The organism is Rhizobium quercicola (assembly GCF_021168455.1).
Lineage (GTDB): Bacteria > Pseudomonadota > Alphaproteobacteria > Rhizobiales > Rhizobiaceae > Ferranicluibacter > Ferranicluibacter quercicola.
The window spans coordinates 162,568-187,479 of record NZ_JAJOZR010000005.1 but is presented as its reverse complement, the minus strand read 5'-3'; the positions used below and the strand labels follow the sequence as shown (position 1 = coordinate 187,479).

The 24,912-nt window shown below is 65.6% G+C and carries 20 protein-coding genes; 6 read left to right on the top strand and 14 right to left on the bottom strand.

The features are described from left to right. Positions 1-68: 68 nt before the first annotated feature. The 6 genes from LRX75_RS09370 to LRX75_RS09345 all read right to left on the bottom strand — a co-directional run bounded on the left by LRX75_RS09370 (position 69) and on the right by LRX75_RS09345 (position 6,225). A complete protein-coding gene (locus tag LRX75_RS09370; protein ID WP_231813717.1) occupies positions 69-515 on the bottom strand; it encodes a PPC domain-containing DNA-binding protein in 447 nt (148 codons plus the stop codon). Further along, positions 512-1,273, bottom strand: a complete 762-nt coding sequence (budC, locus tag LRX75_RS09365) for a meso-2,3-butanediol dehydrogenase (protein WP_231813715.1) — start codon at positions 1,271-1,273, stop codon at positions 512-514. The genes LRX75_RS09370 and budC overlap by 4 nt, the downstream gene beginning before the upstream one ends. Positions 1,274-1,346: 73 nt before the next feature. Further along, positions 1,347-2,456, bottom strand: coding sequence for a catalase family protein (locus LRX75_RS09360; protein WP_231813713.1), 1,110 nt, complete (start codon positions 2,454-2,456; stop codon positions 1,347-1,349). Then, positions 2,453-4,708 carry a xanthine dehydrogenase family protein molybdopterin-binding subunit gene (locus LRX75_RS09355; RefSeq protein WP_231813711.1) on the bottom strand — a complete coding sequence of 752 codons (2,256 nt, stop codon included), beginning with the start codon at positions 4,706-4,708 and terminating at the stop codon, positions 2,453-2,455. The genes LRX75_RS09360 and LRX75_RS09355 overlap by 4 nt, the downstream gene beginning before the upstream one ends. Before the next feature lie 9 nt (positions 4,709-4,717). Beyond that, positions 4,718-5,734 carry an FAD binding domain-containing protein gene (locus tag LRX75_RS09350; RefSeq protein ID WP_231813709.1) on the bottom strand — a complete coding sequence of 339 codons (1,017 nt, stop codon included), beginning with the start codon at positions 5,732-5,734 and terminating at the stop codon, positions 4,718-4,720. Next, complete coding sequence (locus LRX75_RS09345) at positions 5,731-6,225, bottom strand: (2Fe-2S)-binding protein (protein WP_231813707.1); 495 nt, start codon at positions 6,223-6,225, stop codon at positions 5,731-5,733. The genes LRX75_RS09350 and LRX75_RS09345 overlap by 4 nt, the downstream gene beginning before the upstream one ends. A 158-nt stretch (positions 6,226-6,383) precedes the next feature. Between LRX75_RS09345 and ku (LRX75_RS09340) the strand changes: the two genes are divergently transcribed. Continuing rightward, positions 6,384-7,223: a non-homologous end joining protein Ku gene (ku, locus tag LRX75_RS09340; protein WP_231813705.1), complete on the top strand. Its 840-nt coding sequence runs from the start codon at positions 6,384-6,386 to the stop codon at positions 7,221-7,223. A gap of 2 nt (positions 7,224-7,225) precedes the next feature. Next, positions 7,226-9,769: a DNA ligase D gene (gene ligD, locus LRX75_RS09335; protein WP_231813703.1), complete on the top strand. Its 2,544-nt coding sequence runs from the start codon at positions 7,226-7,228 to the stop codon at positions 9,767-9,769. A gap of 3 nt (positions 9,770-9,772) precedes the next feature. On the opposite strand, the gene ku (LRX75_RS09330) is transcribed toward ligD, so the two are convergent. Both ku (LRX75_RS09330) and LRX75_RS09325 read right to left on the bottom strand, forming a co-directional pair. Next, complete coding sequence (gene ku / locus LRX75_RS09330) at positions 9,773-10,564, bottom strand: non-homologous end joining protein Ku (protein WP_231813701.1); 792 nt, start codon at positions 10,562-10,564, stop codon at positions 9,773-9,775. Positions 10,565-10,638: 74 nt separating this feature from the next. Further along, positions 10,639-11,868 (bottom strand): PQQ-dependent sugar dehydrogenase, encoded by a 1,230-nt coding sequence (locus tag LRX75_RS09325; protein ID WP_420851181.1) that lies wholly within the window; start codon positions 11,866-11,868, stop codon positions 10,639-10,641. Positions 11,869-12,139: 271 nt separating this feature from the next. Between LRX75_RS09325 and LRX75_RS09320 the strand changes: the two genes are divergently transcribed. Beyond that, positions 12,140-13,240 carry a glycosyltransferase family 4 protein gene (locus LRX75_RS09320; RefSeq protein ID WP_231813977.1) on the top strand — a complete coding sequence of 367 codons (1,101 nt, stop codon included), beginning with the start codon at positions 12,140-12,142 and terminating at the stop codon, positions 13,238-13,240. Then, positions 13,237-14,001 carry a polysaccharide deacetylase family protein gene (locus LRX75_RS09315; protein WP_231813697.1) on the top strand — a complete coding sequence of 255 codons (765 nt, stop codon included), beginning with the start codon at positions 13,237-13,239 and terminating at the stop codon, positions 13,999-14,001. Before LRX75_RS09320 ends, LRX75_RS09315 begins: the two co-directional genes overlap by 4 nt. Here LRX75_RS09315 and LRX75_RS09310 read toward each other — a convergent pair. After that, positions 13,989-14,690, bottom strand: a complete 702-nt coding sequence (locus LRX75_RS09310; protein ID WP_231813695.1) for an OmpW/AlkL family protein — start codon at positions 14,688-14,690, stop codon at positions 13,989-13,991. The genes LRX75_RS09315 and LRX75_RS09310 overlap by 13 nt on opposite strands. A gap of 193 nt (positions 14,691-14,883) precedes the next feature. Between LRX75_RS09310 and LRX75_RS09305 the strand changes: the two genes are divergently transcribed. Continuing rightward, complete coding sequence (locus LRX75_RS09305; RefSeq protein ID WP_231813693.1) at positions 14,884-16,083, top strand: GGDEF domain-containing protein; 1,200 nt, start codon at positions 14,884-14,886, stop codon at positions 16,081-16,083. A 51-nt stretch (positions 16,084-16,134) separates the two neighbouring features. On the opposite strand, the gene LRX75_RS09300 is transcribed toward LRX75_RS09305, so the two are convergent. Further along, on the bottom strand, positions 16,135-16,965 hold the full coding sequence (locus LRX75_RS09300; RefSeq protein WP_231813691.1) for an MBL fold metallo-hydrolase: 831 nt from the start codon (positions 16,963-16,965) through the stop codon (positions 16,135-16,137). Positions 16,966-17,191: 226 nt separating this feature from the next. Here LRX75_RS09300 and LRX75_RS09295 point away from each other — a divergent pair, with 226 nt between their 5' ends. Continuing rightward, positions 17,192-18,922: a metallophosphoesterase family protein gene (locus LRX75_RS09295; RefSeq protein ID WP_231813689.1), complete on the top strand. Its 1,731-nt coding sequence runs from the start codon at positions 17,192-17,194 to the stop codon at positions 18,920-18,922. Positions 18,923-19,027: 105 nt separating this feature from the next. Here LRX75_RS09295 and LRX75_RS09290 read toward each other — a convergent pair whose 3' ends face one another. From LRX75_RS09290 to LRX75_RS09275, 4 genes are all read right to left on the bottom strand, one after another. Beyond that, a complete protein-coding gene (locus tag LRX75_RS09290) occupies positions 19,028-19,489 on the bottom strand; it encodes a cyclic nucleotide-binding domain-containing protein (protein ID WP_092935006.1) in 462 nt (153 codons plus the stop codon). Between the two features lie 90 nt (positions 19,490-19,579). Beyond that, on the bottom strand, positions 19,580-22,363 hold the full coding sequence (locus LRX75_RS09285) for an ABC transporter transmembrane domain-containing protein (protein WP_231813687.1): 2,784 nt from the start codon (positions 22,361-22,363) through the stop codon (positions 19,580-19,582). A 157-nt stretch (positions 22,364-22,520) separates the two neighbouring features. Further along, complete coding sequence (locus tag LRX75_RS09280; RefSeq protein ID WP_231813685.1) at positions 22,521-23,666, bottom strand: glycosyltransferase family protein; 1,146 nt, start codon at positions 23,664-23,666, stop codon at positions 22,521-22,523. Further along, positions 23,663-24,907: a glycosyltransferase family 4 protein gene (locus tag LRX75_RS09275; protein ID WP_231813683.1), complete on the bottom strand. Its 1,245-nt coding sequence runs from the start codon at positions 24,905-24,907 to the stop codon at positions 23,663-23,665. Before LRX75_RS09275 ends, LRX75_RS09280 begins: the two co-directional genes overlap by 4 nt. Between the last annotated feature and the right edge of the window lie 5 nt (positions 24,908-24,912).

The following is a 24,912-nucleotide window of genomic DNA, read 5'->3' as shown; positions in this document are numbered from 1 at the left end:
TTGAAACAGAAAAGCCCGCTTGCCGGAGGGAACGGCAGGCGGGCTTTCGCAGACCGATGTGTTTTCGATCAGGCGGCACCGGGATCGATAAGGGCGAAGCCCATGCCCGGTTGCTTGCGGCGGCGCAGCACGGCCGGCGTTTCCGTCAGGATGACTTCGAGCGTCGGATTGACGGTGCCCGAGATGAAATGTCCGCCGCGCGTGGTGCAGTCCTTAAGGCCGAGGACCGCGTGAAGATGCAGGCTCGGCTTCCCGTCGTCGCCCTCCGCCACGTCCCCGAGGAGGCTCAACACCTCGCTCTGCTCCGCGAGCACGGTGTTCACATAGGCTTTTTCCGCCATGTCGAACCACGCGATCGTCGCCGCGGAGAACGCGCCGATGGCGGTGATCGACGCACCGGTGATCGCGTTTTCGGCGGCAAACCGCGTGATGGCGGTAAAGGCTTCCTCGTCCTTTTCGAGGATCAGCACGAACATGCGGTCGGTCGTGCCGCTGGAGATCTCGCGGCTCTTCATTGCGGTGGCTGCCCGTTGGAGGCGGAGAGGCCGCCATCGACGGCGATATTGGCGCCGGTGATGAAGCTGGCGTCGGAGCTGGCGAGGAAGGCGATGACGGCGGCGACTTCCTGCGGCTCGCAGACGCGCCCGAGCGGGATGCGCTCGTAGAAGGTCTGGAGCAGCGGCTCGTCGTCCATCATATCCTCGGTCATGCCGGTGCGGGTCAGGCTCGGGCACACCGCATTGACGCGAATACCGCGCTTTCCGAGATCCATGGCAAGCGCGCGGGTGAAGTTGACGACGGCGCCCTTGGCGGCATTGTAGGGGCTCATGCCCCAGTCTCCGCCCATGCCGGAGACGGAAGCCGTATTGACGATAACGCCGCCGGTCTTCTCGAGATGCGGGATGGCGGCGCGGCAGCCATAGAAGACGCCGTCCGCATCCGTTGCCATGACCTTGCGCCAGGCATCGTCGGTGATGTCCTCCGGCCTGCCGTTCTCGGCCGTTCCGGCATTGTTGACGAGCACATCGATCTGCCCGAAGCGATGGACGGCGGTTTCCACCAGAGCGTCCACGGAGGTGGAATGTGAGACGTCTGCGACCTGCACCAGCGTGCGGTCCTTGGGGAAGGCCTGCGCGGTGGTGGTCAGCGTCTCCCCGTCCTTGTCGACCATGACGACGCGGGCGCCTTCGTCGGAAAAGCGGCGGGCGGTCGCCGCGCCGATGCCGGAGGCCGCACCGGTAACGATAACGACCTTGTCTTCGAAGCGATTCATGCAATGTTCCTTCATGTCCGTCTCTGCCGCAGCGGGGAGACGCTGCGGCACGTCATTCGTCGCGGTCGCCGCCTTACCCGGCAGCGACGGGACAGCGGGCACCGGGCTCGCGCACGGGCACGGCATTGCGCTCCGAGCGGAAGGCCGCCGATGAGTCGTAGGCCTGACGGCGCATGCGCATGATGGAGCCGAGCGGCTGGTGTTCGACGATGCCGTTCCAGGGTCGGAAGGACAGGCCGTCATCGATGCGCTTCTGCTTCTCCTCCGTCCAGCTGTCCTGCGGCGGCACGGTCAGGCGCGCCACCGGAATGAACGGGCTTTTCTCCTCGTCCCAGAGCGTGGACGCGTCCTCGACCGGCATGGAGTCCAGATCCGTGCAGAGCTGCACCTGAAGTTCCCATGTCGCCGTCTCGCCGCCGAAGAAGCTGCGGACCGCGTTTCTGAGCGCGTTCTCGTCCTTGTCGGCATCGACCGGCTGATCCTTCAGGGCTTTCAGGTTCTCCGTCACCGGCACCAGGGAGAATTTCGCGATATAGTCGCCATAGCGGTGCGGCAGCTGCGTGAAGAAGCTTTCGCCGAGAATATGCGTCTCGGGGTGGCCGCCAAGGCTCTTCAGCGTGGCGCTTTCGGCGCCAAATTTTTCCAGCGCACTTTCCACGACGCGGAAGACCTTCGACGCCACCTCCTTGGTCCGCTCCATGCGGTCGGTGGTCAGCGCGAGGCCCTTGAGGTTCGTCAGGAAGGCCTTGGCGCTCGGGGAGTTGAAGAGCTTGCCGTTGACCAGCAGGAAATCCTGGCTGGTCGAGCCCTCGAGCCCGCCCGGCAGGCGCTCGCCCTCGACGTCGAGGATTTTCAACGAGAAGCCGCGCGGCGTGGAGACGCTGTCGTGCAGGATATCGCCCGGCGAGGTGGAGAGGCGGATGACCGCCTTGTGCCGGCCGGGCTTGGCGAAGATGCCCTGCGCCAGCGGCCCCGGCAGGTCGGGCAGAATGTCCAGCTCGCCATCGAGCAGGCCGTGGCTCTTCGCGTGCACGCTGCGCACGGCATGGCCGCCATTGCGCCAGGTGGTATGGGCGATGGAGAGCAGCGTCTCTGACAGCGCGCGCGCGGTTTCCGGTTCGTCCTTCTCGATGGTCTCGACATCGGGGCGGTAGCGTTCGAGGGTCGTGGGAAGCTGGGTCATGCGCGCTTCAACTCGCTTTCGAGGATCTTGTCGATGGTGATCGGGAAATGGCGGAACCGCGTGCCTGTCGCGTGGTAGATCGCGTTGGCGACAGCGGCAGCGACGCCGACGATGCCGATTTCGCCGAGGCCCTTCACGCCGATCGGGCTTGCCTTGTCGTCGTGTTCCTCGACGAAGATGACCTCGAGGTCGGCGATATCGGCATGGGCCGGCACGTGATACTCGGCGAAATTGTGGTTCATGATCCGGCCGGTGCGATGGTCGATCATGCTCTCCTCGTGGAGCGCCATGCCGATGCCCATGACGATGCCGCCCAGGATTTGGCTGCGGGCCGTTTTGGGGTTGAGGATGCGGCCGGCGCCGATGGCGCTGACGACACGCGTGATCCGGATGACGCCCAGCTGCTCGTCGATCTTCACCTCCACGAAGACGGCGGAGTGTGTATAGCTGACGAACGTGCGCATCTGCAGCATGTCCGGCCCGGCCTTGCCCGGTTCCTCGACGGATGACAGCTGTTTGGAGGCGAGAATGTCCGACAGGGCGATGCCCACCTGACTGTTGACGTCCAGCACCAGACGGCCGTCGCGGATCACCACCTCCTCGGGCTTTGCGTCTTCGAGCGGGGAGTTCTCCATGTCCTGCGCCATGTCGAGCAGTGTGGCCTTCACGGCCTCCGCAGCGATCTGCACGGCGGAACCGGTCGAGGCCGCGGTCCAGGAGCCGCCCTCGACGCCGGTCGTCGGGAGCGTCGAATCCGCGATCGCGACGTGAACGGCGTCGATCGGCACGTCGAACGCTTCGGCGCCGAGCTGGGCGAGGATCGTATAGGTGCCGGTGCCGATATCGGTGGCGGCGGCGGAGACGGTAACCTTGCCGTCGATCGCATAGCGGACCTTCGCTTCGGCCGGCGCCATGCCCGCCTCCCAGAAGCCGGTGGCCATGCCCCAGCCGACGAGATCATGCCCGTCGCGCATGGAGCGGGGCGCAGCCGTGCGCTCCTTCCAGCCAAAGGCTTCCGCACCTTCGCGGTAGCAGGCATGCAGTGCCTTGGAGGTCAGCTGCTTGTCGCCATTCTGGTCGAAGTGAATAAAGTTCTTCACCCGCAAGTCCAGCGGATCCATGCCGATTTCGGTCGCCAGCTCGTCCATGGCGGATTCGAGTGCCAGAACGCCGGTGGCCGCCCCCGGGGCGCGCATGTCGCCGGGCGTGGACATATCGACTTGGGCGAGTTCGTAGGTCAGCTTGGCATTGTCGCACTTGTAGGCAAGGCCCGACCAGTTGACGACGACCTCCTGATAATCCTCGTAGCGCGACGTTGCCTGCACGGCATGGTGCATGACCGACTGCAGCAGGCCGTCCGCGTCGGCTGCGAGCGACACCGTCTGCACGGAAGAGGGCCGCCAGGTCAGCGCAAACATTTCCTGTCGCGACATTTCCACCTTCACCGAACGCTTCAGGTCGAGGCTCGCCATGACGGCGAGGAAGAGCTGGTGCTTCGGTCGCAGGCCCTGTCCGAAGGCACCGCCGACATAGGCGTTCTTCACGATGACATCGTCCGGATCGAGCCCGAAGATGTTGCAGATATAGTCGCGCGAGGCCTGCGATCCTTGCGTCTTGTCGTGCACCGTCAGCTGCTTGTCGTTCTCCCAGAGCACCGTGGTGGCGAACATCTCCATCGGATTGTGGTGCTCGCCCTCCATCACGTATTCCGCCGAGATCCTGTGGGCGGCGCCGGCGAAGGCCTCTTCCGGTTCGCCGCGGGGCTTGGGCGGCGGCTGGATGCCGGAGCGCTTCTTTTTCGGCTCATAGGCCTTCGGATAGACGCTGTGCAGGTCGGTCTCCGGCACCTCGGCCTTGTACTCCACCGTCACGAGGGACGCGGCATCGCGCGCGGCTTCAAAGGTCTCCGCGATAACGAGCGCGACAGGCTGTCCATCGAACTGGATGTGCGGCTTCTCGAGCGGGCGGAAGGGGCTGCCGGGCGGTGCCACGCTGTCCTGCCATTTGCTGTCCCACCACGCAGCGCTCGGCCGGTTCTCATGGGTGTAGACCTTGACCACGCCGGGGATGGCCTCGGCCTTCGACGTGTCGATGTTGCGGATCTTGCCGGTGGCGATGGTGGACAGCACGACGGCGCCGTGCAGCATGCCGGGCTCGTAGTGCTCGGCCGCATAGGGTGCCGTGCCGGAGACCTTCAGCGGGCCATCGATCCGCGAGACCGGCAGGCCGACGATTTTGGACGGGTTGAACATGGAATTCTCCTAGCGGATGGCTTTTTCGGACTGCACCTGCGGCGTGCCGCTGGCAGCCTGCGTCAGGGCGCGGATGATCGTCCGCTCGGCCATCGGGATCTTGAAATCGTTGCCGCCTTGTCCCTGCGCGCCGGCAAGAAGCCGCTGCGCCAGTGCGCGGAACGTTGCCTCGTCCGCCGGCTTGCCGGCACATTCGGCCTCCGCCAGCGGGTCCCGCCACGGCTTGTGAGCGACACCGCCGAGCGCCACCCGGAGATCCACGACCGCGCCGTCCCTGATGTCGATCGCGGCGGCGACCGAAACGAGCGCGAAGGCGTAGGACAGGCGGTCGCGGATCTTCAGATAGCTGTGGTTTGCGGCGAAGTGATCCGGGCGAAGATGGATGGCGACGACCATCTCGTCCGGCGCCAGGGTGTTGTCATAGTGCGGCTCGTCGCCGGGAAGGCGGTGAAAGTCGAGGAAGGCGATATCGCGCCGGCCGTTCGGTCCCTCCACCTCGACCACGGCATCGAGTGCCGCAAGAGCGACGCACATGTCGGACGGATGCGTGGCGATGCAGGAGGCGCTGGTGCCGAGGATCGCATGGATGCGGTTCACGCCGCCGATCGCGCCGCAGCCGGAACCGGGCTCGCGCTTGTTGCAGGGGCTCGACGGGTCGTAGAAATAGTAGCAGCGGGTCCGCTGGAGCAGATTGCCGCCCGTGGTCGCGGCGTTGCGCAGTTGCGGAGAGGCGCCGGCCAGCACGGCGTTGGCGAGCAGCGGAAAGCGTTCGATGACGGTCGGATCATAGGCAAGCGCCGCATTGCTGACCAGCGCACCGATCCGCAACGAGCCGTCCTCGAGCGTTTCGATGTCCTTCAGCGGCAGGCGGTTGATGTCGATGACGGTGGCAGGGCTCATGACGCCGTATTTCATGAGATCGACCAGATTGGTGCCACCGGCAAGAAGCCGGGCTTGCGGGTCGGCCGACAATGCCGCCACGGCGCCCGCGACGTCTTCTGCGCGGATGTAGGAGAACTGTTTCATTCCGCAGCCTCCTTGTAGCTCTTGCCCGATTGCTGGCCGATCACCTGTTCGATCGCGTCGGCGATGTTGGTGTAGGCCCCGCATCGACAGAGATTGCCGCTCATCAGTTCCCGGATCTCCTCCCGGGTGTGCGCATGACCTTCGGTCAGGAGGCCGGCGGCGGAACAGATCTGTCCGGGCGTGCAATAGCCGCACTGATAGGCGTCGTGATCGACGAAGGCCTGCTGCAACGGATGGAGCGCGCCGGGCTGACCGAGACCTTCGATGGTCGTGATCTCGGCGCCATCGAGCGTAACGGCCAGCTTCAGGCAGGAATTGACGCGCTGCCCGTCGATGAGAACGGTGCAGGCGCCGCATTGGCCGTGGTCGCAACCCTTCTTTGTTCCCGGCAGCTCCATCGGGCCGCGCAACAGGTTGAGAAGGGTGACCCAGGGCGCAACGCTCAGCCGCTCTTGCCTCCCGTTCAGCGTGATCACGATCGGAATGGCCATTCGTTCGGCATCGGCGTGAAGCATAGCAAACCCTTTCTCGCCCTAGATTTGGAGACGTTCCTCAACTGTATGGGGGTCGGAATGTTCCGACCGGAACCTCTGCCCCGTCCCTCCGTTTGGTTGCCACAGGATAGCGAACGGTAGCGAGGACGCGACGAATGGCACGACGGGCAAGCTGGAAGGGCCAGTTGAAATTGCGGGATCTCACCTGCGCGGTCGGGCTCTACACCGCCATTTCCCAATCGGAAAAAATCTCGTTCAACATCATCAACCGCAAGACCGGGCATCGGGTCGAGCGTCAGTTCATGGACAGCGAGACCGGCAAGCCCGTCGAGCGCGAGGACCAGATCAAGGGCTATCCGCTCGACAATGGCGACTATATCGCGATCGAGGGCGACGAACTGGCGGCGCTGATGCCCGACAGCGACAAGGTGTTGAACGTCACCCGCTTCATCGCGCTCGATGCGGTCGACACGCTCTATTTCGACAAGCCCTACCATCTGGCGCCTGTCGAGGAGCACGATGCGGAAACGCTGGCGCTGCTCGCGCGCACCCTGCGGGACGAAAATGTGGGGGCGATCGCGGAAGCCATCCTCTTCCGGCGCAACCGCACCGTTCTCATCCGTCCGCAGGACGACACGCTGATCGCGACGACGCTGAATTTCGACTACGAGGTCCGCTCGGCCAAGACGGCTTTCAAATCCGTCCCGGAGATCGAATTCGACGAGGAAATGCTGGAGCTGGCCGGGCATATCATCGGCACGAAATCCGGCACCTTCGACCCCGAAAGTTACACCGACCGTTACAATGACGCGCTGGCCGAACTGGTGAAGGCCAAGATCGAGGGGCGCACCATCGAGAAAAAGGCGCCGCCGAAGCACGATAACGTCGTCGATCTCAAGGAGGCCCTGCGACAGAGCCTGGGCGGGGCGGGTGCCAAGGGTAAATCGGCCGGCAAGGCCAAGGCTACGGGTTCGCGACAGAAGAAGGCGAGCTGACGATGAGCCTCGACACCTACAATGCCAAGCGGCGATTCGATGCGACACCGGAGCCGAAAGGCGAGGCTGGCAAGACCGGAAAGCGGAAGACGGCAGCGGGCAGTGCCAGCTTCGTCATCCAGAAGCATGACGCGACGCGGCTGCATTACGATTTCCGGCTCGAAATGGACGGCGTTCTCAAGAGCTGGACCCTGACCAAGGGGCCGAGCCTCAACCCGGAGGACAAGCGGCTGGCGGTCCATGTGGAGGACCATCCGCTCTCCTATGGCGATTTCGAGGGTGTGATCCCCAAGGGTCAGTATGGCGGCGGGACCGTCATCGTCTGGGATCGCGGCCTCTGGACGCCGATCGGCGATCTCGCCAAGGCTTACAAGAAGGGCCATCTGGAATTCACCCTGGACGGCGAGAAGCTCCGGGGACGCTGGCATCTGGTGCGCATGCACGGCAAGCCGGGCGAGACGCGCGAGAACTGGTTGCTGATCAAGGGCGACGACGAGGCGGCGCGGGGTGACGGCTTCGACATCCTCGAGGAGCGACCCGAATCGGTGAAGTCCGGGCGCGACCTGAAGGCCGTTGCCAAGTCTCCCGACGATACCTGGAATTCGAAAGGCACCGCGAAGACGAGCAAACCGAAACGCGGCAAGCCTGCCAAGGTGACGACGGCGGCCGAGGGGCAGGCGCATGCGTGGCCAAAGGGTGCGAAGACGGCCGGCTTGCCGGATTTCGTGGAGCCGGCGCTGGCGACGCTGAAGCCGAAGGCGCCCTCCGGCGATTGCTGGATTCACGAGATCAAGTTCGACGGTTACCGCCTGCAGGCGCGCATCGACAAGGGCACGGTGCGGCTGCTCACCCGCAGCGGGCTCGACTGGACGGAGCGCTTCGGCGATCAGGTCGCGGCGGCGTTTGCCGGATTGCCGGTGGAGACGGCGCTGATCGATGGCGAGATCGTCGTGCAGAAGGACAATGGCGCATCGGACTTCTCCGCCCTGCAGGAGGATCTGAGCCTCGGGCGCAGCGACCGGTTCATCTACTACGCCTTCGACATCCTGCATCTCGACGGGCACGACCTCACCCGGGCGACGCTGATCGACCGCAAGACGCTGCTTCAGAAGCTCATTCTCACCGACAGCCCCACCGTGCGCTTCAGCGAGCATTTCGAGGACAATGGCGACCTCGTGCTGACGCATGCCTGCCGCCTGAGCCTGGAAGGTGTGGTGTCCAAAGAGCGATCCGGTGCTTATGTCTCGGGGCGCAAGGGCAGCTGGGTCAAGTCGAAGTGCTCCGAGCGGCAGGAGTTCGTGATCGGCGGCTATGCGCCGTCCTCCACCTCGGATCACGCGATCGGCGCGCTGGCGCTCGGGGTTTATGACGAGGGCGCGCTGCGCCACGTCGGGCGGGTCGGCACCGGGTTCAGCCATGCGACGGCGGACATGCTGTTCGAGGCGCTGTCGGCCATCGAGCGCCGGGACAGCCCGTTCGGCGATAAGCTCACGGCGGACGCGCGGCGCGGCCTGCATTATGTCGAGCCGACGCTCGTCGCGGAAGTCGAATTTCGTGCCTGGTCGGCCGATGGCAAGCTGCGCCACGCCTCGTTCCGCGGCCTGCGGGAGGACAAGTCGGCAAGCGAGGTGCGGCAGGAAAGCCCGGCCGCGGAAAAGGGACGCAAGGCACCACCGGTGCCCAAGGCCGCGATCACGCTGACGCATCCCGACAGGCTCTACTGGCCGAAGGAGGGCGTGACGAAACAGGGGCTTGCCGAATATTACGCGCAGGTGTGGCCGTTCATGGCGCCCTATGTGGTCGATCGGCCGCTCTCGCTGTTGCGCTGCCCGGATGGCATCGACGGCAAGCAGCGCTTCTTCCAGAAACACGCCTGGCGCGGCATCAACAAGGCGATCGATCAGATCAAGGATCCAAAGGACAAGGCCGGCGAGCCATCACTGCGCATCACGGATTTCGATGGCCTGATCGCCCTCGTCCAATCCGCCGCACTCGAAATCCACCCCTGGGGGACGACGACGCGGAACTGGGAAAAGCCCGATATGATCACCATGGACCTCGACCCCGGCGAGGATGTGCACTGGGCCGACATCATCGAGGCTGCTCTTCTGCTCAAGGGCCAGATCGAGGCAAGGGGGCTGTCTGCCTTCGTCAAGACCTCCGGCGGCAAGGGTCTGCACGTCGTCGTGCCGCTCAAGCCCTCGGCCGGGTGGCCGGCGGTCAAGGCCTTCGCCAAGGGGCTGGCGACGGATGCCGCGAAGCAGGATCCGGACCGGTATCTCGCGGTCGCGACCAAAGCCAAGCGCCACGGCCGTATCTTCATCGACTATCTGCGCAACGGACGCGGGGCGACGGCCGTTGCGCCGTATTCCACACGCGCGCGGCCGGGCGCTGCCGTGTCCGCGCCGCTCGAATGGTCGGAACTGTCGGAGGCGATCGGGCCGGATCATTTCACTGTGGACAACATGCCGGTGCGGCTGGCGTCGTTGAAAAAAGACCCATGGGACGGGTTCTTCGCAGCGGCCAAGGTGCTTCCGAAGGGGTGAGGGCTAGCCGCGCTTTTCCTCTTGCAGGCTCTTCTTCAGCGCATCCATGATGTTGATGACGTTGCCGGAGGATCTGACGGGCGCGCGCGATTTGGTCGCCGGCTTGCCGTCCTTCTTCTGGCGGCTCTTGATGAAGGCCTTGATCTTCTTCTGGACCGGGTCCTGGACGAGCGTCGGGCTCCATACGCCCTTGTCCTTCTCGATCAGCTTTGCGAGCGCCGCCATTTCCGTCTTGCCGCCCTTGGCCTTCATGTCGAGGTCGGCGACGGGTTCGCGGACGTCCTCGCCGTAATGCAGCGTCCACAGCACGATGCCCTTGCCGTTCGGCACGAGCAGCACGGCGCGCTCCCGGCGGTAGAGCACGAGGCGGGCGATGCCGACGACGTCGTTGCGCGTCATGGCTTCGCGGATGACGCAGAACGCCTCCGCACCAACCTTGTCCTCCGGCACGAGGAAATGCGGCTTGTCGTACCAGATCCAGTCGATGGAATCGCGCGGCACGAAGGTGGAGATGTCGATCGTGCGCGTGCTTTCCAGCCCTACGCCCTCGATCTCGTCATCCTCCAGCAGGACATAGTCGTCCTCGCCTTTCGGGAAGCCCTTCACCTGATCCCTGTCGGCCACCTTCTTGTGCGTCACGCTGTCGATATAGCGGCTCTCGACCCGGTTCTTCGTTGCCCGGTTGAGAACATGGAAGCGCACCTTCTCGCTCTCGGTGGTCGCCGGCGTCAGCGACACGGATGCCGTGACGAGCGAGAGGCGGAGATAGCCTTTCCAGAAGCTGTTGCGGGCCATGTCATGTCCTTGATCGCGGTGGCGGATCATCAACCCGCCACCGCCCAAAAGGTTGCCGTGCCGGCGGCGCGCCGTCAGCTCTGGCGCGTCAGCTTCAGGATCGCGGAAGTTCCCTCTTTCGGGTTTTCGGTCACGGCGTAGATCGCGCCGTCGGGGCCGATCTTCACGTCGCGGATGCGGGCGTCGAGCGGCACGCGCTCCTCGTGGGCCACCTTGTCGCCCTCCATGTGCAGCACGACGAGACCGGTGGAGACGAGGCCGCCGATGAGGGCGGCGCCCTCCCATTCCGGAAACTCGGTGCCGCTGTAGAAGACCATGCCGGAGGGGCCGATGACCGGATCCCAGTAATAGACCGGCTGCTCCATGCCGTCCTTGGCGGTGATGCCGTCGCCGATCGCCGCGCCGCTATAGTCGAGGCCGTAGGTGATGACCGGCCAGCCATAGTTGAGGCCCGCCTGCGGCATGTTCAGCTCGTCGCCGCCCTTCGGTCCGTGCTCGACGGTCCAGAGCCGACCCTTGGCGTCCAGTGCGGCCGATTGCAGGTTTCGGTGGCCGTAGCTCCAGATTTCCGGCTGGGCGTCGCTTTTGCCGGCAAAGGGATTGTCGCTCAGCGCCTTGCCCGCGGCGTCGATGCGGAAGACCTTGCCGAAGCCGCTCTTCAGGTCCTGCGCGAAGACGCGGGTTTCTCGGTCGGAGCGCTCGCCGACGGTCACGTAGAGCTCGCCATCCTTGCCGAAGACGAGGCGGGAGCCGTAATGCTTGGTGTTGTCGTAGCCGGGCATCTGGCGGAAGATGACGTCGACATCCTCCAGGGCTGCGCCGCCCTGATCGTCCGCGACCAGCCGGGCGGAGGCGACCGACGTGCCGTTGCCGTCGTCGCGCGGCTCGGAGAAGGAGAAGAAGATGCGGTTGGAGGTGGCGAAATCCGGCGCGACGGCGACGTCAAGCAGGCCGGCCTGACCGTCCGAGATCACGGCGGGTACGCCCTTCAGCGCCGTGCTCGGCTTACCGTCCGCACCGACGATATGCATGGAGCCCATCTTGGCGGCGACGAGCATGCGGCCGTCCGGCAGGAATTCCATCGACCAGAGCTGGGGCAGGCCCTCCGCGACCGCCTGATGGGTCACGGTCGGCATCGTGTCCGGCTGCGGGGCGCGGGTCTGGTTCTCGAAGGCGGGTTTCTGGTCGGGTGCGTTGGCCGCTTCCGTCTCGACGGGCTTGCCGGCGGCCTTCACCGCGCCGGTTGCGGGCGGCTGGCCTTCGACATGGTCGATGGGGGAGGTGTCGCCGGTCGACTGGGCCATCAAGGGGCCGGCGGTCAGGAGGGCGGTCAGGACGGTTCCGGCAAGGAGGCAAGCACGCGTTTTCATCGATGTTCCTGTCTGGATCACGGCGTCGTGCGACGCGTTGACGATGGCAGAGAATGTAGCGCGTGGGTGACGGAATGCTCATCGCGCGCCATTCAAGAATATTTTATCGCCACGCCAGACAGGTGCCGGCGATCTGCGGACGCTGGCAGCGATGGTCGGGCAGAAGCGTTTGGAGGCCGGGGCGGGATTGGTGTAGATGGGGCGTATGAAGATCGCTTTCTACGCTCCGCTCAAGTCCCCCCATCATCCCGTACCCTCCGGCGACCGGCTGATGTCGCGCCTGATGATGCAGGCGCTGGCGCTTGCCGGACATGAGGTCGCTCTCGTCTCGCAATTGCGCAGCTTCGCGCGCACGCCGGAGGCGATTGGCGATCTCTGTGCGGCGGCTGCGGCGGAGCGGGATCGCATCGCGGCGGACTGGCGGGCGGACGGCGCGCCCGATTGCTGGTTCTGCTATCACCCCTATTACAAGGCGCCGGACCTTCTCGGGCCGTCGCTTTCGCGCGCGCACGGCATCGGTTACGTCACCGTCGAGGCCTCCTATTCCGCGCGGCGCGACCGGGATGGATGGGCCGCGGCGCAGGCCGCACTTCTGGAAACGCTGACGGCGGCCTCCGTCAATATCTGCATGACGGAGCGCGACAAGGCCGGCATTCTCGACGGGGCGCCGGAAGCGCGCGTCGAGCGGTTGAAGCCGTTCATCGATCCCGCCCTGTTCCTCGCCCGCGAACCGGCGCCGCATCCCGGCCGTCTCGTCACGGTGGCGATGATGCGGCCAGGCGACAAGATGGACAGCTACCGGATGCTGGCCGACGCGCTGTCGCGGCTGCTCCATCTTCCCTTCACGCTGTCGATCGTGGGCGACGGCAAGGCGCGTGCCGAGGTGGAGGCTCTGTTCGCGCCGCTCGGGCCGGGGCGGGTGGTGTGGTGCGGCGAGCGGAGCGCGCAGGAGGTTGCAGCCCTTCTGCAGACCTCCGCGCTCTATGTCTGGCCCGGCTGCGGCGAGGCCTATGGGCTGGCCTATCTCGAGGCGCAGGCGGCCGGCCTGCCCGTGGTGGCACAGGCCATTGCCGGCGTTCCCGAGGTGGTGGAGCATGGGCGCACCGGCGTGCTGACGCCGCCGGGTGACGTCGAGGCCTATGCCGATGCCATCGCCGGTTTTCTCAAGAATGAAACGCTGCGCCAGACCATGGGCGCAGAGGCGCGCGTGTTCGCGGGCACGGAGCGGGGACTGGCGCCCGCCGCCTCCCGGCTCGGCGACATTCTCGACCGATCGGTGACGGCGACGCGGGAGGCGCGATCATGAGCGACACCGCCGGCACCGATATCTCGGCCGTCCTCGACCGCTTCCGGCAGGCCGGGCGTGTCGCCCGCTTCTGGCTGCGCGACGACGACGCCATCGCGCCGACGCCCGCGCTCGATCGCCTGCTGGCGCTGACGGAGGCACATGGCGTTCCCCTGGCGCTTGCCGTCATCCCGGAGCCGACGGGCGAGGCGCTTGCCGAACGACTGGCACGCGCCCCGCATGTCGGCGTGACGGTGCATGGCTGGCGGCATGCCAATCATGCGGCGGAGACGTCGAAGAAGCAGGAGCTGGGCGCCGACCGTCCCGCGGATGTCGTTCTCGGAGAGCTTTCGGCGGGCTTTGCCAAGCTCGCAGCCCTTCATGGAGAAAGGTTCCAGCCGGTGCTCGTGCCGCCGTGGAACCGGATCGAGCCCGGCCTTCTGCGCGACCTTCCCGGTCTCGGCTTCCAAGCCCTGTCGGTCTACGGGCCGGAAAAGCCGGCGGCGCTGCCGATGATCAATACGCATGTGGACGTCATGGACTGGCATGGCACGCGAGGCTGCCGAGACCCGGAGGCGCTGCGGCGCGAGATCGTGGCGCGCCTTAGCGTCTGTCTTGAGAGCGGCGGCAGCGTCGGGCTGCTCACGCATCATCTGGTCCATGACGCAGCGGTCTGGGTGTTTCTTCGCGATCTGTTCGACGCGACGACCGGGCATCCCGCCTGCCGGTGGGTGGGGCTTGCGGAGCTGGTCGGGGAGGCGGCCGCCGGTCAGAACCGGTAGCTGACGCCGAAGCCGAGCGAAAGGCTTTTCACATCCGTGCGCGCCGTCACGCCGGAATTGGTGAGAACCTGCGTCGGGGGCAGGACCAGCCGCATCTCGCCATTGGCAAACCATTTCTCCGACATCTGTACATCCATGCCCAGGCGGATCATCGGCGAGATCTGTCGTTCCACGCTGAAGTCCTTCACAAGCGGGCTCGCCGGCTCTGCGCCCTTGTACCACGTGGCGACGGCACCGAGGCCGGCATAGGGGTTGAAGCGGGCATCGGGCAAAAGGCGATAGTCGAACGACAGGGCCACCGGCAGCGTCCAGATGGAGCCGACGTCGATATCGCCATAGAGGCTGTCGCGAATCTTGAACCGCGCCTTCAGCGCACCGGCCTGGCCCGTAATGGCGATGTGATCGGTGAGGAAATAGCTGATATCCATATCCGGCAGCACCATGGTGGGAACCTCGACCGTGCCGCCCATAACGTCGATGTGCGAGTGCAGGTCGTATGGCAGCACACCGGAGATGCGGGCGCGGATCAGAAGGTCGCCTGCGCCGAGGCCGGACACGGGCGCCGCGCCGGCGTTCTGGAGTGCGGGCGTGTCGGGTGCGGCATCCTGCGCCGAGGCCGATTGTCCCGGGGATACGAGGCACAGCATGCCCCAGAAAGCGATGGCGATGCGCGGGGCGTGACGCGTCACGGGCCTACCGCCTTGCGGCTGTTGTCCGAGACGCCGGTTGTACCCGCAAACCCTGCCCGTCATTGTCATAAAGCTCCAAATCGCACATTGATCTAATATCTATTATTATATTTAAGCTGTATCGAGCATACATGACAGGGCGTGTTTTCATGTATGGATTTTGGGGGCTTTCCCCCGAAATGAGGGGGTGGTTATGGTGGACGTGCAAACGCTGCTGGTCTCGAGCGTTACGGCACGTGCGGGTTTTCTTCTGGTTTTCCTGCTCTACAGTTTCCGGCCGGGTGCAACGAATGCCTACCGCTTCTGGACTCTCAGCATCCTCTGTTCGGCGCTCGGCCTCTGGCTGAACTATCATGACCCGCACTATCCCAATTTCAGTGCGGACAAGGGCGCCCTGATCTATTTCATCCTCGGTCTGAGCATCGTCTCGGTGGAGGCGGGGGCGAAGTCCTTCTTCGGCCTGCCGCTCGATCGCGTCAAATTCGTCGCCGCCTGCATCGTGCCGGCGCTGACCTACTGGAGCGCCGCGAGCCTCCGTCTTCCCGAGACCTACGTGCTGGTGCTGACCATGGTCACGCTGGTCTACATCCTGATCACCGCATCCTCGAGCTTCCTCAAGGGGCGCTGGCAGAAGCGCCTGCCGTCGCAGATCCTCATCAGCTCGTCACTCGCCTTCTATGCCATGGCTCTCGTGGCAACGATCGTCTCGCTGATCATCGGCGATCTCTTCGGCTATGAAGGCCTCGGTCCGAGCGGTAAGAACGTCTATCTCTCCGTCTTCATCGACCAGACCATCAGCGTCCTCATCTATGTCGGGCTGGTGGCGATGTCGCTGGAGGAAGCGCAGCGCCAGATGCAGATCGCGGCGACCACGGACCCGCTGACGGGCCTGGCCAACCGCCGGGGGCTGGAGGAGCGGGCGCTGGCGATCATCGGCGCCGGGCAGCGGCTGAAGCGGCCGATGGCAGTGCTGATCGCGGATATCGACCACTTCAAATCGATCAACGACCGCTACGGCCACGCCGATGGCGATCACGTGCTGAAACAGTTCGCCGAGCGGCTGCCCGTCGTCGTCAAGCGCCAGCAGGACGTGCTTGCCCGCTGGGGCGGGGAGGAGTTCGTGGCGATCCTTCACGGCGCCTCGCTGGAAGACGCCACGCATCTTGCCGAAATGCTGTGTCGGAGCATCGAGGAAAGGCCGTTCGAGGTCGGCGGCAACAAGGTCACCGTCACCACGAGCATCGGCGTCGCGGCCTTCGGGCACGAGGAGCCGCTGCTGGAACAGGCGATCCATATGGCCGATGCCGCGCTCTACCGGGCCAAGCGCACGGGACGCAACCGGGTCTGCGTCGGGTCGGCGACGCAGGATGCGACGGCAGACGCCGCCGGCTGATCCGGGATGGCCCTGCCTTGCCCGGTCGATCGGAGGTCTACATCCGATCGATCAGAGATCGACGATCTGGCCGTCGAAGGCGGAAAACGCACCGGGGAAGAGGATCTTGGCCTGTTTCTCGACGGCGTCGAGCGCGTCGTCGGTGCGGAAAGGGGCGTGATGCATGAAGGCGACGCGCTTGGCGCCGGCGGCTTTCGCCAGACGGATGCCCTGTTCCCAAGAGGAATGGCCGTAGCCGACGTGCCGTTCCATCTCCGCATCGTCATACATGGCGTCGTAGATGAAGAGGTCGCAGCCTTCGATCAGTTCGAGCACGGCCGGGTCGAGCGTTCCGGGGTGATGTTCCGTGTCGGTGATGAGCGCGCAGGCGCGCCCGCCCCATTCGACGCGATAGCCGACGGCGCCGCCGGGATGGTTGAGGCTGCCGGTGCGGATCTCGACGCCGCGGACCGGGGTGAGCAGATCGCCCGAGCGGAAATCGCGCGCGTCCAGCGCCGCACGGCAGATATCCGGCTCGACGGGAAACCAGGGCGGCCGCATGAACTCGCCGATCATCTGGCGCGTCGACATGCGCCCGGCCAGATGCCCCGACCAGAGCGTGACGTCGGCGGAATGGTCATAGAGCGGCGGGAAGAACGGCAGGCCGATGATGTGGTCGTAATGACAGTGGGTGAAGAACAGGTTGAACGCGGAGACGCCTTCGGCCTTGAGCGCGACGCCGGCCGGCATCAGGCCCGAGCCCGCATCGAAGATCAGGCGTTCGTTGCCGCATTGCATCTCGATGCATACGGTCCGGCCGCCATAGCGCTGGAACTCGGCCCCCGCTACCGGCAGGCTTCCCCGAACGCCCCAGAAACGTACGCGAAACAGATTGTCGTTCACACTTTGCTTCAGTTTCGACGCGCCCCTCTCGGTGGCTTGCCAACACTGTCCCTCTGCTGTTGCGTGGGTCAGGATCGACCCCGCCGGCTTCTGTGTCCGGCCGTATTTCTGCCATGTTATCCAAACTGTCCACATGAAGCGAGACGGGCATTCGCTTTTTCTCGTTTCTCGTGGCAGAGACAGCGGAACGCTATCCGATCCCGCTTTCGAAACCGTTGCCGTCGCCATGCCTTTCCAGGAATTTCCGCCGATCGCCGTGATCGCCGACGCTCATGTCCACGACCCCGCCGCCGACTTCGGCTTTCCCGGTGCGGCCCGGACGGGAGGCCTGTCCGTCCGGCCGCTGACGGAGGCTGCGCGGTCCACGCGGGTGTTCAACGAGAGCCTTGCCGCCTTCCGCACCGCGCTCGACGATGTCGCGTCCCGCGGCATCCGGCATGTCGTTCTCCTCGGGGACTATACCGATGACGGGCAGGTGGCGACCACGGCGTCGGTTGCGGCGATCCTGAAGGACTATGGCGAGCGGCACGGCCTGGTGTTCTTCGCCCTGCCCGGAAATCACGATATCTTCGCCGATGCCGGCCGGCATCGCACCAAGCGGTTTCTGAACGCGAACGGATCGAGCGCGGTGGTGACGAGCCACCCGGTGACGGTCTCGCGCGACGCGCTGCCGCCGGGGATCCCGCACGATCGCGCGGTCACGGTGTCGCCCGCAATGTTCTGCCCCGGCTATCCCGACGGGCTGACGCCGGTTGCCGCGCACGGCTATTTCCCCCAGCCGTCCTACCGGCACTGGGAGACGCCGTTCGGCGTCGATGGCAATGCGGAAGGCCGGATGTTCACCGCGGTCTCCTCCAGCGGCGCCACGCGACGGCCGCTGATGGAGGCCTCCTATCTGGTGGAGCCGGTCGACGGGCTGTGGCTCTTGATGATCGACGCCAACGTCTTCGTGCCGATCGATGGCTCGGACGACTGGGTCGACAGCACCTCCGCCGGCTGGAATGCGATGCTGGTGCACAAGCGCCATGTGATCGACTGGATGGCCGATGTCGGTGCGCGGGCGGCGCGTCTCGGCAAGCGTCTCGTTGCCTTCTCGCACTATCCCGCGCTCGATCCGCTGGATGGGACCCGGGCGGCGGAGGTCGCGCTCCTCGGCCCAACGGCGACATCGGGCCGCATTCCTGCGGAGGCGGTCGGAGAGGCGTTCATCGCGGCCGGGATCGCGCTGCATTTCAGCGGGCATCTTCACGTCAACGACACGGCGCGGATGCGGCGCGGAAGCGGGTTTCTCGTCAACGTCGCCGTTCCCTCGCTCGTCGGTTTTCCGCCCGCCTACAAGATCCTGAGGCTGGGTGAGGGTGGTGCCGAGATCGAGACGGTGTCGCTCGGGGAGATGCCGATGGATGCCGCAATCGGGGCGCTCTATGCCGCCGAAGCGCAGCATACCGGGGTCAAGACCGGCGGAATGGCCGAGGCGGTGCGCTATGGCGACTTCCTCTCGGCCCATATCGGCCATCTCGCCTGGCGGCGGCACCTGAAGCGGGAGTGGCCGGCAATGCTCGCCGCGCTGCTGCGCGCGGCCACGCTCGGCGACCTCGCCGGGCTGGCGGTGCGCCCCGCAGTTTCGATGGAGGACGCTGTTGCCCTGCTCCCGGCCGCCCATGATCGGACGCAGGCGTCACAGGAGGGCGAACCGGCTGCGCTGCCGGCCATCGCCTTCCTCGGCGACTGGTATCGTCTGCGCATGGCAAGCGATGCCGGACTGGCCTCGGTCTCACCGCCGCGTCTGCGCTTCTACGACAGGCTTTCAGCGCTCTATCAGGCGCAAGCCTGGCCGGATGGCTCGGCGCAAGGCGGGATCGCGGCGATGCTGGTGCTTTTCGAGGCCTACCGCAGCGGGTTACCCTCGAAGGACTTCCGGATCGACCTTCAGACCGGCGAGTTCACGGTGCGATAGCCGAAGGCGCGTCGCGATCTTTCCGAGTCGCGCCTTGCGCTTTCGGCCCCTGTTTCGCGCATGTCGTCATCGCAGAGCCGCTGCACCCCGTTTGCGCCACGTGCCCTATTCGAGTTCGCGCACGCGGCTGCGGGCTTCCGTCAGCTCGCTGGTCGTGTGGCTCAGGCGGTCGGCCAGGACGCGCATGATCTCGATGGTGATTTCGGGAAAGTCGGTGAGGAGCTTGATGAAGTGGTCCTTGCGGATGCGCAAGGCCTCGACCGCGGTCGTCGTCTTCACGGTCGCCGTTCGCGAGACGTCGCAGAGGATGGCGATCTCGCCGACGATCGAGTTGCGCTCGACTTCGGCCACGCGGATCGGGCCGGTCGAGGATTCGACCAGGATCTCCGCCTTGCCGTCCAGTACGACATAGGCCGCATCGCCGGCATCGCCCTGGTGGAAGAGCGTTTCGCCGATGCCGTAGCTCACCCGGTCCGAGGTGAAGGCCAGCAGTTTCAGCTTGCCCGCTTCCACACCGGAGAAGAGCGGCACGCGCCGCAGCATTTGCACTTCGTCCTTCAGCAACATCAGCTCGTCAACTCCCCATGTTCGGCGCTGCCTGCCCGTGTCCGTCCGGGCGATGCATCGGTGCGTGCCAGTGTATGGTGCCTGCGACTATCACGAGGTTACCAACTGTTTGAAGACACCGTCATTGTTTACCAGATTGGCGTGCGTGTCATCCTCGACAAGCGCGCCGCGATCAAACACCAGCACGCGTTCGAAGAGTTTCGTCAGCCCGTTGTTCGACAGCACCCAGATCACGGCCGGATTGGCGCCGTTGCGGGTCAAGAGCTTCATGACGTCGCGGACGATCTCGTCCTGCAGCCGGTGATCGAGGCTCGGGAGCGGGCGGTTGAAGACATAGTAGTCCGAGCGGCGGATGATGGCGCGGGCAAGGTTGAGTTTCTGCCGCTGCACGGCGGTCAGGCGCTTGCCGCCGGCGCCGAGATTGAAGTCGAGGCCGATATCCAGCACCTGCTCGATCAGGCCTTGGGAATTCAGGAGCGACGACACGATGGCGCGGATGCGCTTGGAGCCGTCGGTGTGCTTGTGGCTGATGCGGCCGAACAGCACATTGTCCATGAGGCTCGCGGAGGCGAGATATTTTTCCGGGTCGTAGCGCTCGATGTCGTGGGTCAGCTCTTCCGGCATGTTCTCGTGGAACTGACGGCGGACCTCGACGATCTGCGCCATCAGCTCTTCGGTCAGCAGACCGAAGCGGTGGCGGGGCTCGACATAGTTGAAGCTCAGGCGGATGATCTGGTAGCGATCGTCCTCCGTCGCGGTCTCCAGCCCCTTGCCGGCATATTTCTGCAGCAGCAGCTGGTAGGCCGGGATGTCGTCGGCCGTCATGAAGGTCAGCTGCTGGAAGAACGGGTGGTCCGGCGGCAGGTCGGCGAAAAGCTCGACCGCGTTCTCGGCGATCTGGTAGCCCATGTCGAAGAGCACCCGGTCGATGCCGGTTTCCGAGACGACCTTGCGGAAATACGGGTTCTTGGCGATGGCGCGGCCGGCCACGCTCGGGGCGGTCGCCGTGCCGAACAGCAGGTTCTCGCCGACGGTGGCTTCCATATTGTATTCGCCGGGCTCGAAATAGGCGATCAGCCCATTGAGGCCGGCTTCCTCCAGCTCCTCGCGCAGCGCCTGGCGCATATCGACGATGCTGGCGGCAAAGTCCGGCCGGTCTGCCGGGTCGATATTGGTGCGCAGGGCCAGGTCCAGAATGTCCTTCGACAGCTGCACCGTGTCGAGCACGGCGAGGATCGAGGGGAAGAGATCCTCGGCCTGCGTCGCGCCGGCCGCGGTATAGTCGATCCAGTCGCCGTTGACGTCGTAGTCGGGATTGCCGGCAAGCTTGGCTTCCGTCACCTCCCATTTGCGATGGGTGGCAAGGCTGCCCTCGTAGGTGGCGGCCGCCAGGGGTGCGTGCTTCAGGCCGTAGAGCAGGTTGTCGCGCAGCGAACCGTAGAAGAAGTAGGTGTCCGACGAGGCATAGGTGATGGCCCGGCCGACGACGGATTCCGGCATGTGCAGCAGGTCTTCGCCGCCGAGCGTCACCTTGCCGCCTTCCGGCCAGATCAGGCGGCCGAAGGCTTCCGCCAGCACGTCGCCGCCGCTCGCCGCACCGCCGATGATCGCCACCTTTTCCCCGGGCGTGATCTCGACCGAGACATGCTCCAGCAGGCGGGCGCCGCTGTCGTCGGCAAGGGTCAGGCCGGAGGCTGCAAGGGCGCCGCACGGATCGTCGCCGTCCCCGCTGTCGGCTGCCGCACGACCGGCAAGGCCCGCACCGGCGGCCACGGCGCCGGCGGCAAGCGCACCGGTCGAAATGGCCTGGATCTTCGGGTCGATCAGCGGCTCGACCGTGAACTGCTCGACCACCTGGACATATTTCACCTGCACGTCCTGGCGCAGCTGGTCCCAGTCGATCAGCTCCTTCAGCGGGCCGGGCAGGTCCTTGTAGGCGCTGATGACGGCGACGAGCTGGCCGATGTCGAGCTGTCCGCGCAGCGCGAGATAACCGCCGATGCAGTAGAACAGGAAGGGCGTCAGCTGTGCGAGGAAGTTGTTGATGAACTTCACCATGAACTTCCACTGGTAGAGATCGTAGCGGATCTTGTAGATCCGCCCCAGCCGTGCGGCCACATCGGCGCGCTCGTAGTTCGAGGTGTCGTAGGCATGGATGGTGCTGATGCCGTCCACGATCTCGCTGACGCGGCCGGCAAGCTCGCGTGCGGTGATCTGTCGCTCGCGGCCGAGCACCAGCAGGCGGCGGCGCATGCGCGGGATGATGGTCGCCTGGATGCCGACCATGAAGGCGGCGATGAAGCCGAGCCACATGTTCTGCATGAAGATGAAGGCGAGCGCCGTCAGGGCCTGCCCCCCGAGCAGGGCCGGCGAGACAAAGGCGTCGCCCGTGAAGCCGCCGAGCGGCTCCACCTCGTCCTTCACCATGGAGGAGACTTCCGCCCCCTTCATGCGCTTGAACTGGGTCGGCGGGAAGCGGAGGATGCGATCGACGAGCTCGAAACGGATGCGGCGCAGCAGGCGCTCGCCGAGCCGGCCCTTATAGGTGTTGATGTAGAGCTTGAAGAGGCCGTTGATGATGACGAGCAGAAGGAAGACGACGCTGAGGGCGTAGAGCGTTTCCATGCGCGTCAGGTCGATGCCGTTGAACAGCGTGACGTTGCCGATCCAGGGCAGGGAGAAGGAGATGTCGAAGAACCGCTCGGTCGCGCCCGGCTGCTCGAAACCCTTTCCCTGGATGGGGCCGTTGACGATCTGCTTGGGCAGGTCGAACGACAGGAAGTAGGGGATCATCGAGATGGCGACGATCATGAGGATCCACATTTGCTGCTTGCGCGTGTGGGTCCAGATGTAACGGGTAAGGCGGATATCCATGAAAGGCTGCCATCGAGACGAAGCGGAGACGACGCGGCGGACCAGGTGCTCGTCTGTCTCCTCCGTTCCGTTGGAATCTATAGCAGTGATGGTGGGAAAACCACCCGCAAAAGCGTTGTCTTACACTGCATGAGAAGCGATACCGCCGTGGCGGGCGCTACAGCATGTCGCGCAGGATATCGGCCGTCCGGTCGGCGCCTTCCAGATCGATCGACAGATCGCCTGCCGGGAAGGCCGGGGCCTCGAGACCGGCGCGGATGGCGGCGGCGATCCGCTCGGCGGACAGCTCGGCATCGCCGAGCGCGGTGACGAGGCCGAGACGCTCCAGCCGTTCGGCGCGCGCCGCCTGTTCCGTCTCGCCGCCTGTGGTGAACGGCACGACGATCGCCCGGCAGCGGGCCCGCAGAATGTCGCAGACGGTGTTGTAGCCGGCCTGGGATACGGAAAGCTGCGCGCCCGAAAGCAGGCTTGCGAAATCCGGGCGAAAGCGGAAGACCGCGACATTGCCGACGACGCCGGCGGCGATCGCATCATGGTCGGCCTGCGCGAGGTTCGGCCCCGTGATCAGCGCCCAGGGCTTCTCCGGCCGGAGGATGGCGGTGGCGCCGACGACCGCATGCAGCACGTGCCGGCCGACCGCGCCGCCGCCGGCCGAGACGATCACCTCGAAACGGTCTGCCGGGGCGTCGGGCCGGGGCGGGGCGACGAGGCCGGTATAGACGACCTTGTCGGCGATCTCGTCGGCATGCGGAAAGGTCTCCTCCAGTCTTGCGAAGGTCGGGTCGCCATGGATGAGGATGCGGTCGAAGTAGCGGTCGATATAGTCCACCGTCTCGCGGTCACGCTCCGGCTTCGGGCGCTTCTGCAGGATATCGCGCACGGAGGCGAAGATCCTGGGCGGCTCGGGCATGGCGCGGGCGGCGTCGAGGAAGGGCAGAAGCTCGAAGCGCATCTGGCGCCGGCCGAACGGGAAGGCCTCGGTGAGGATGGCATGCGGCCTGATCTCGTGGAGGATGGCGAGCAGACGGTCGCGGCGCATGTCGCGGAAGGCGTCATCGACCGGGTTGCCGTCCATGTCCTGCAGGGCCGAAAACCCTTCGTCGCTGGAAACGACGGGCGGCAGGGCGATGTGGCGGACGGCCGGGCCGGGAAAGCCCGCAACCGGCTTGCCGCCGGTGACGACCGTCACGTCGAAACCGCGCACGGCCAGCGCATTGGCGATGCGGCTCGCGCGCGTCAGGTGGCCGATGCCGAGCAGGTGCTGGACGTAGAAGAGAACGCGTTTCGTGTCCGGATCGGTCATTCGGCTGTCCGCCATTCGGTTTCAAAGAGATTGCGAAGCTGGGTAATGCTGGTGTGATAGTCGAAATCCTGGCGGACGCGCCGTTCGGCGGCGTCCCCCAGCCGCTTGCGCAGCTCGGGATCGCGGATGGCGCGCTCCAGGGCGTTGGCGATAGCCTCGGGGTCTTCGGGCGGCACGAGCAGGCCGTTTTCGCCGTCGGACAGAAGCTCGGGCACGCCGGAGATCGTCGTGGACAGGCAGACGAGGCGCTGGCTGGAGGCCTCCACGATCACGTTCGGCAGGCCGTCGCGGTCGCCATCCGCGCCGATGCGGCACGCGAGGGCGAAGATGTCGGAGGCCCGGTAGCGCGCCAGCACGTCTTCCTGCGCCATCGCGCCCAGCCAGTCGATGCGATCGGCGATGCCGAGGTCGGTCGCCATGTCCTTCAGGGATTTGGCCAGCGTGCCGCCGCCGATATGGACGAAGCGCCAGGCGAGATCGGCCGGCAGGCTTGCTAAGGCCTTGAGGAGCAGGTCGTACCCCTTCTTCTCCACGGCACGGCCGACGCTGAGGATGACGACCGGATCGGCCAGGTCGCTGCCGTCGTGCGGGCGGCGCGGCTGCGTGAAGGGCGCGAAGCGGGCGAGATCGAGCCCGTGATAGCTCAGATGCACGGTCGTGCGGTCGGCGGCCAGCGTGCGCAGGTGGTGGAAACCGCTTTCGGTGCAGGTGACCGTCCAGCGATTGGTCGCGAGCTTGTCGGCCAGCTCCCAGTCGGGCGAGGTCCAGATGTCCTTGGCATGGGCCGAGCATGTCCAGGGAATGCCGGTGAGGAGGCTGGTATAGGCGGCGACGGAGGCGGGGGTGTGGATGAAGTGGGCGTGCAGCCAGTTGCCGCCCTCAGGCCATTCCGCGGCGAGAACGGCGGCCTGCCCGAAGCGGCGGACCCGGTTGCGCGAGATGTCGCGGGCGAGATCGCGGCGGAAGGCGGCAAAGGCCGTGCGGAAACCGGGACGCCGGACCGCCGCCCACAGACCCCGCAGCACGCGGAGCGGCTCCTGATGCAGATATTCCGGGAGATAGAGAACCGGCGCGCGGATCTCGTCGTGAACGGGATGGCGCTTCCTGTCGGTCGGGTGGCGCATCGAGATCAGGGACAGCTCCAGCCCCGATTGCTCCAGCCCCAACAGTTCCTGCGCGATGAAGGTTTCCGACAGGCGCGGATAGCCCTTCAGGATGACGACGATCTTGCGGCTTTGCATGACGT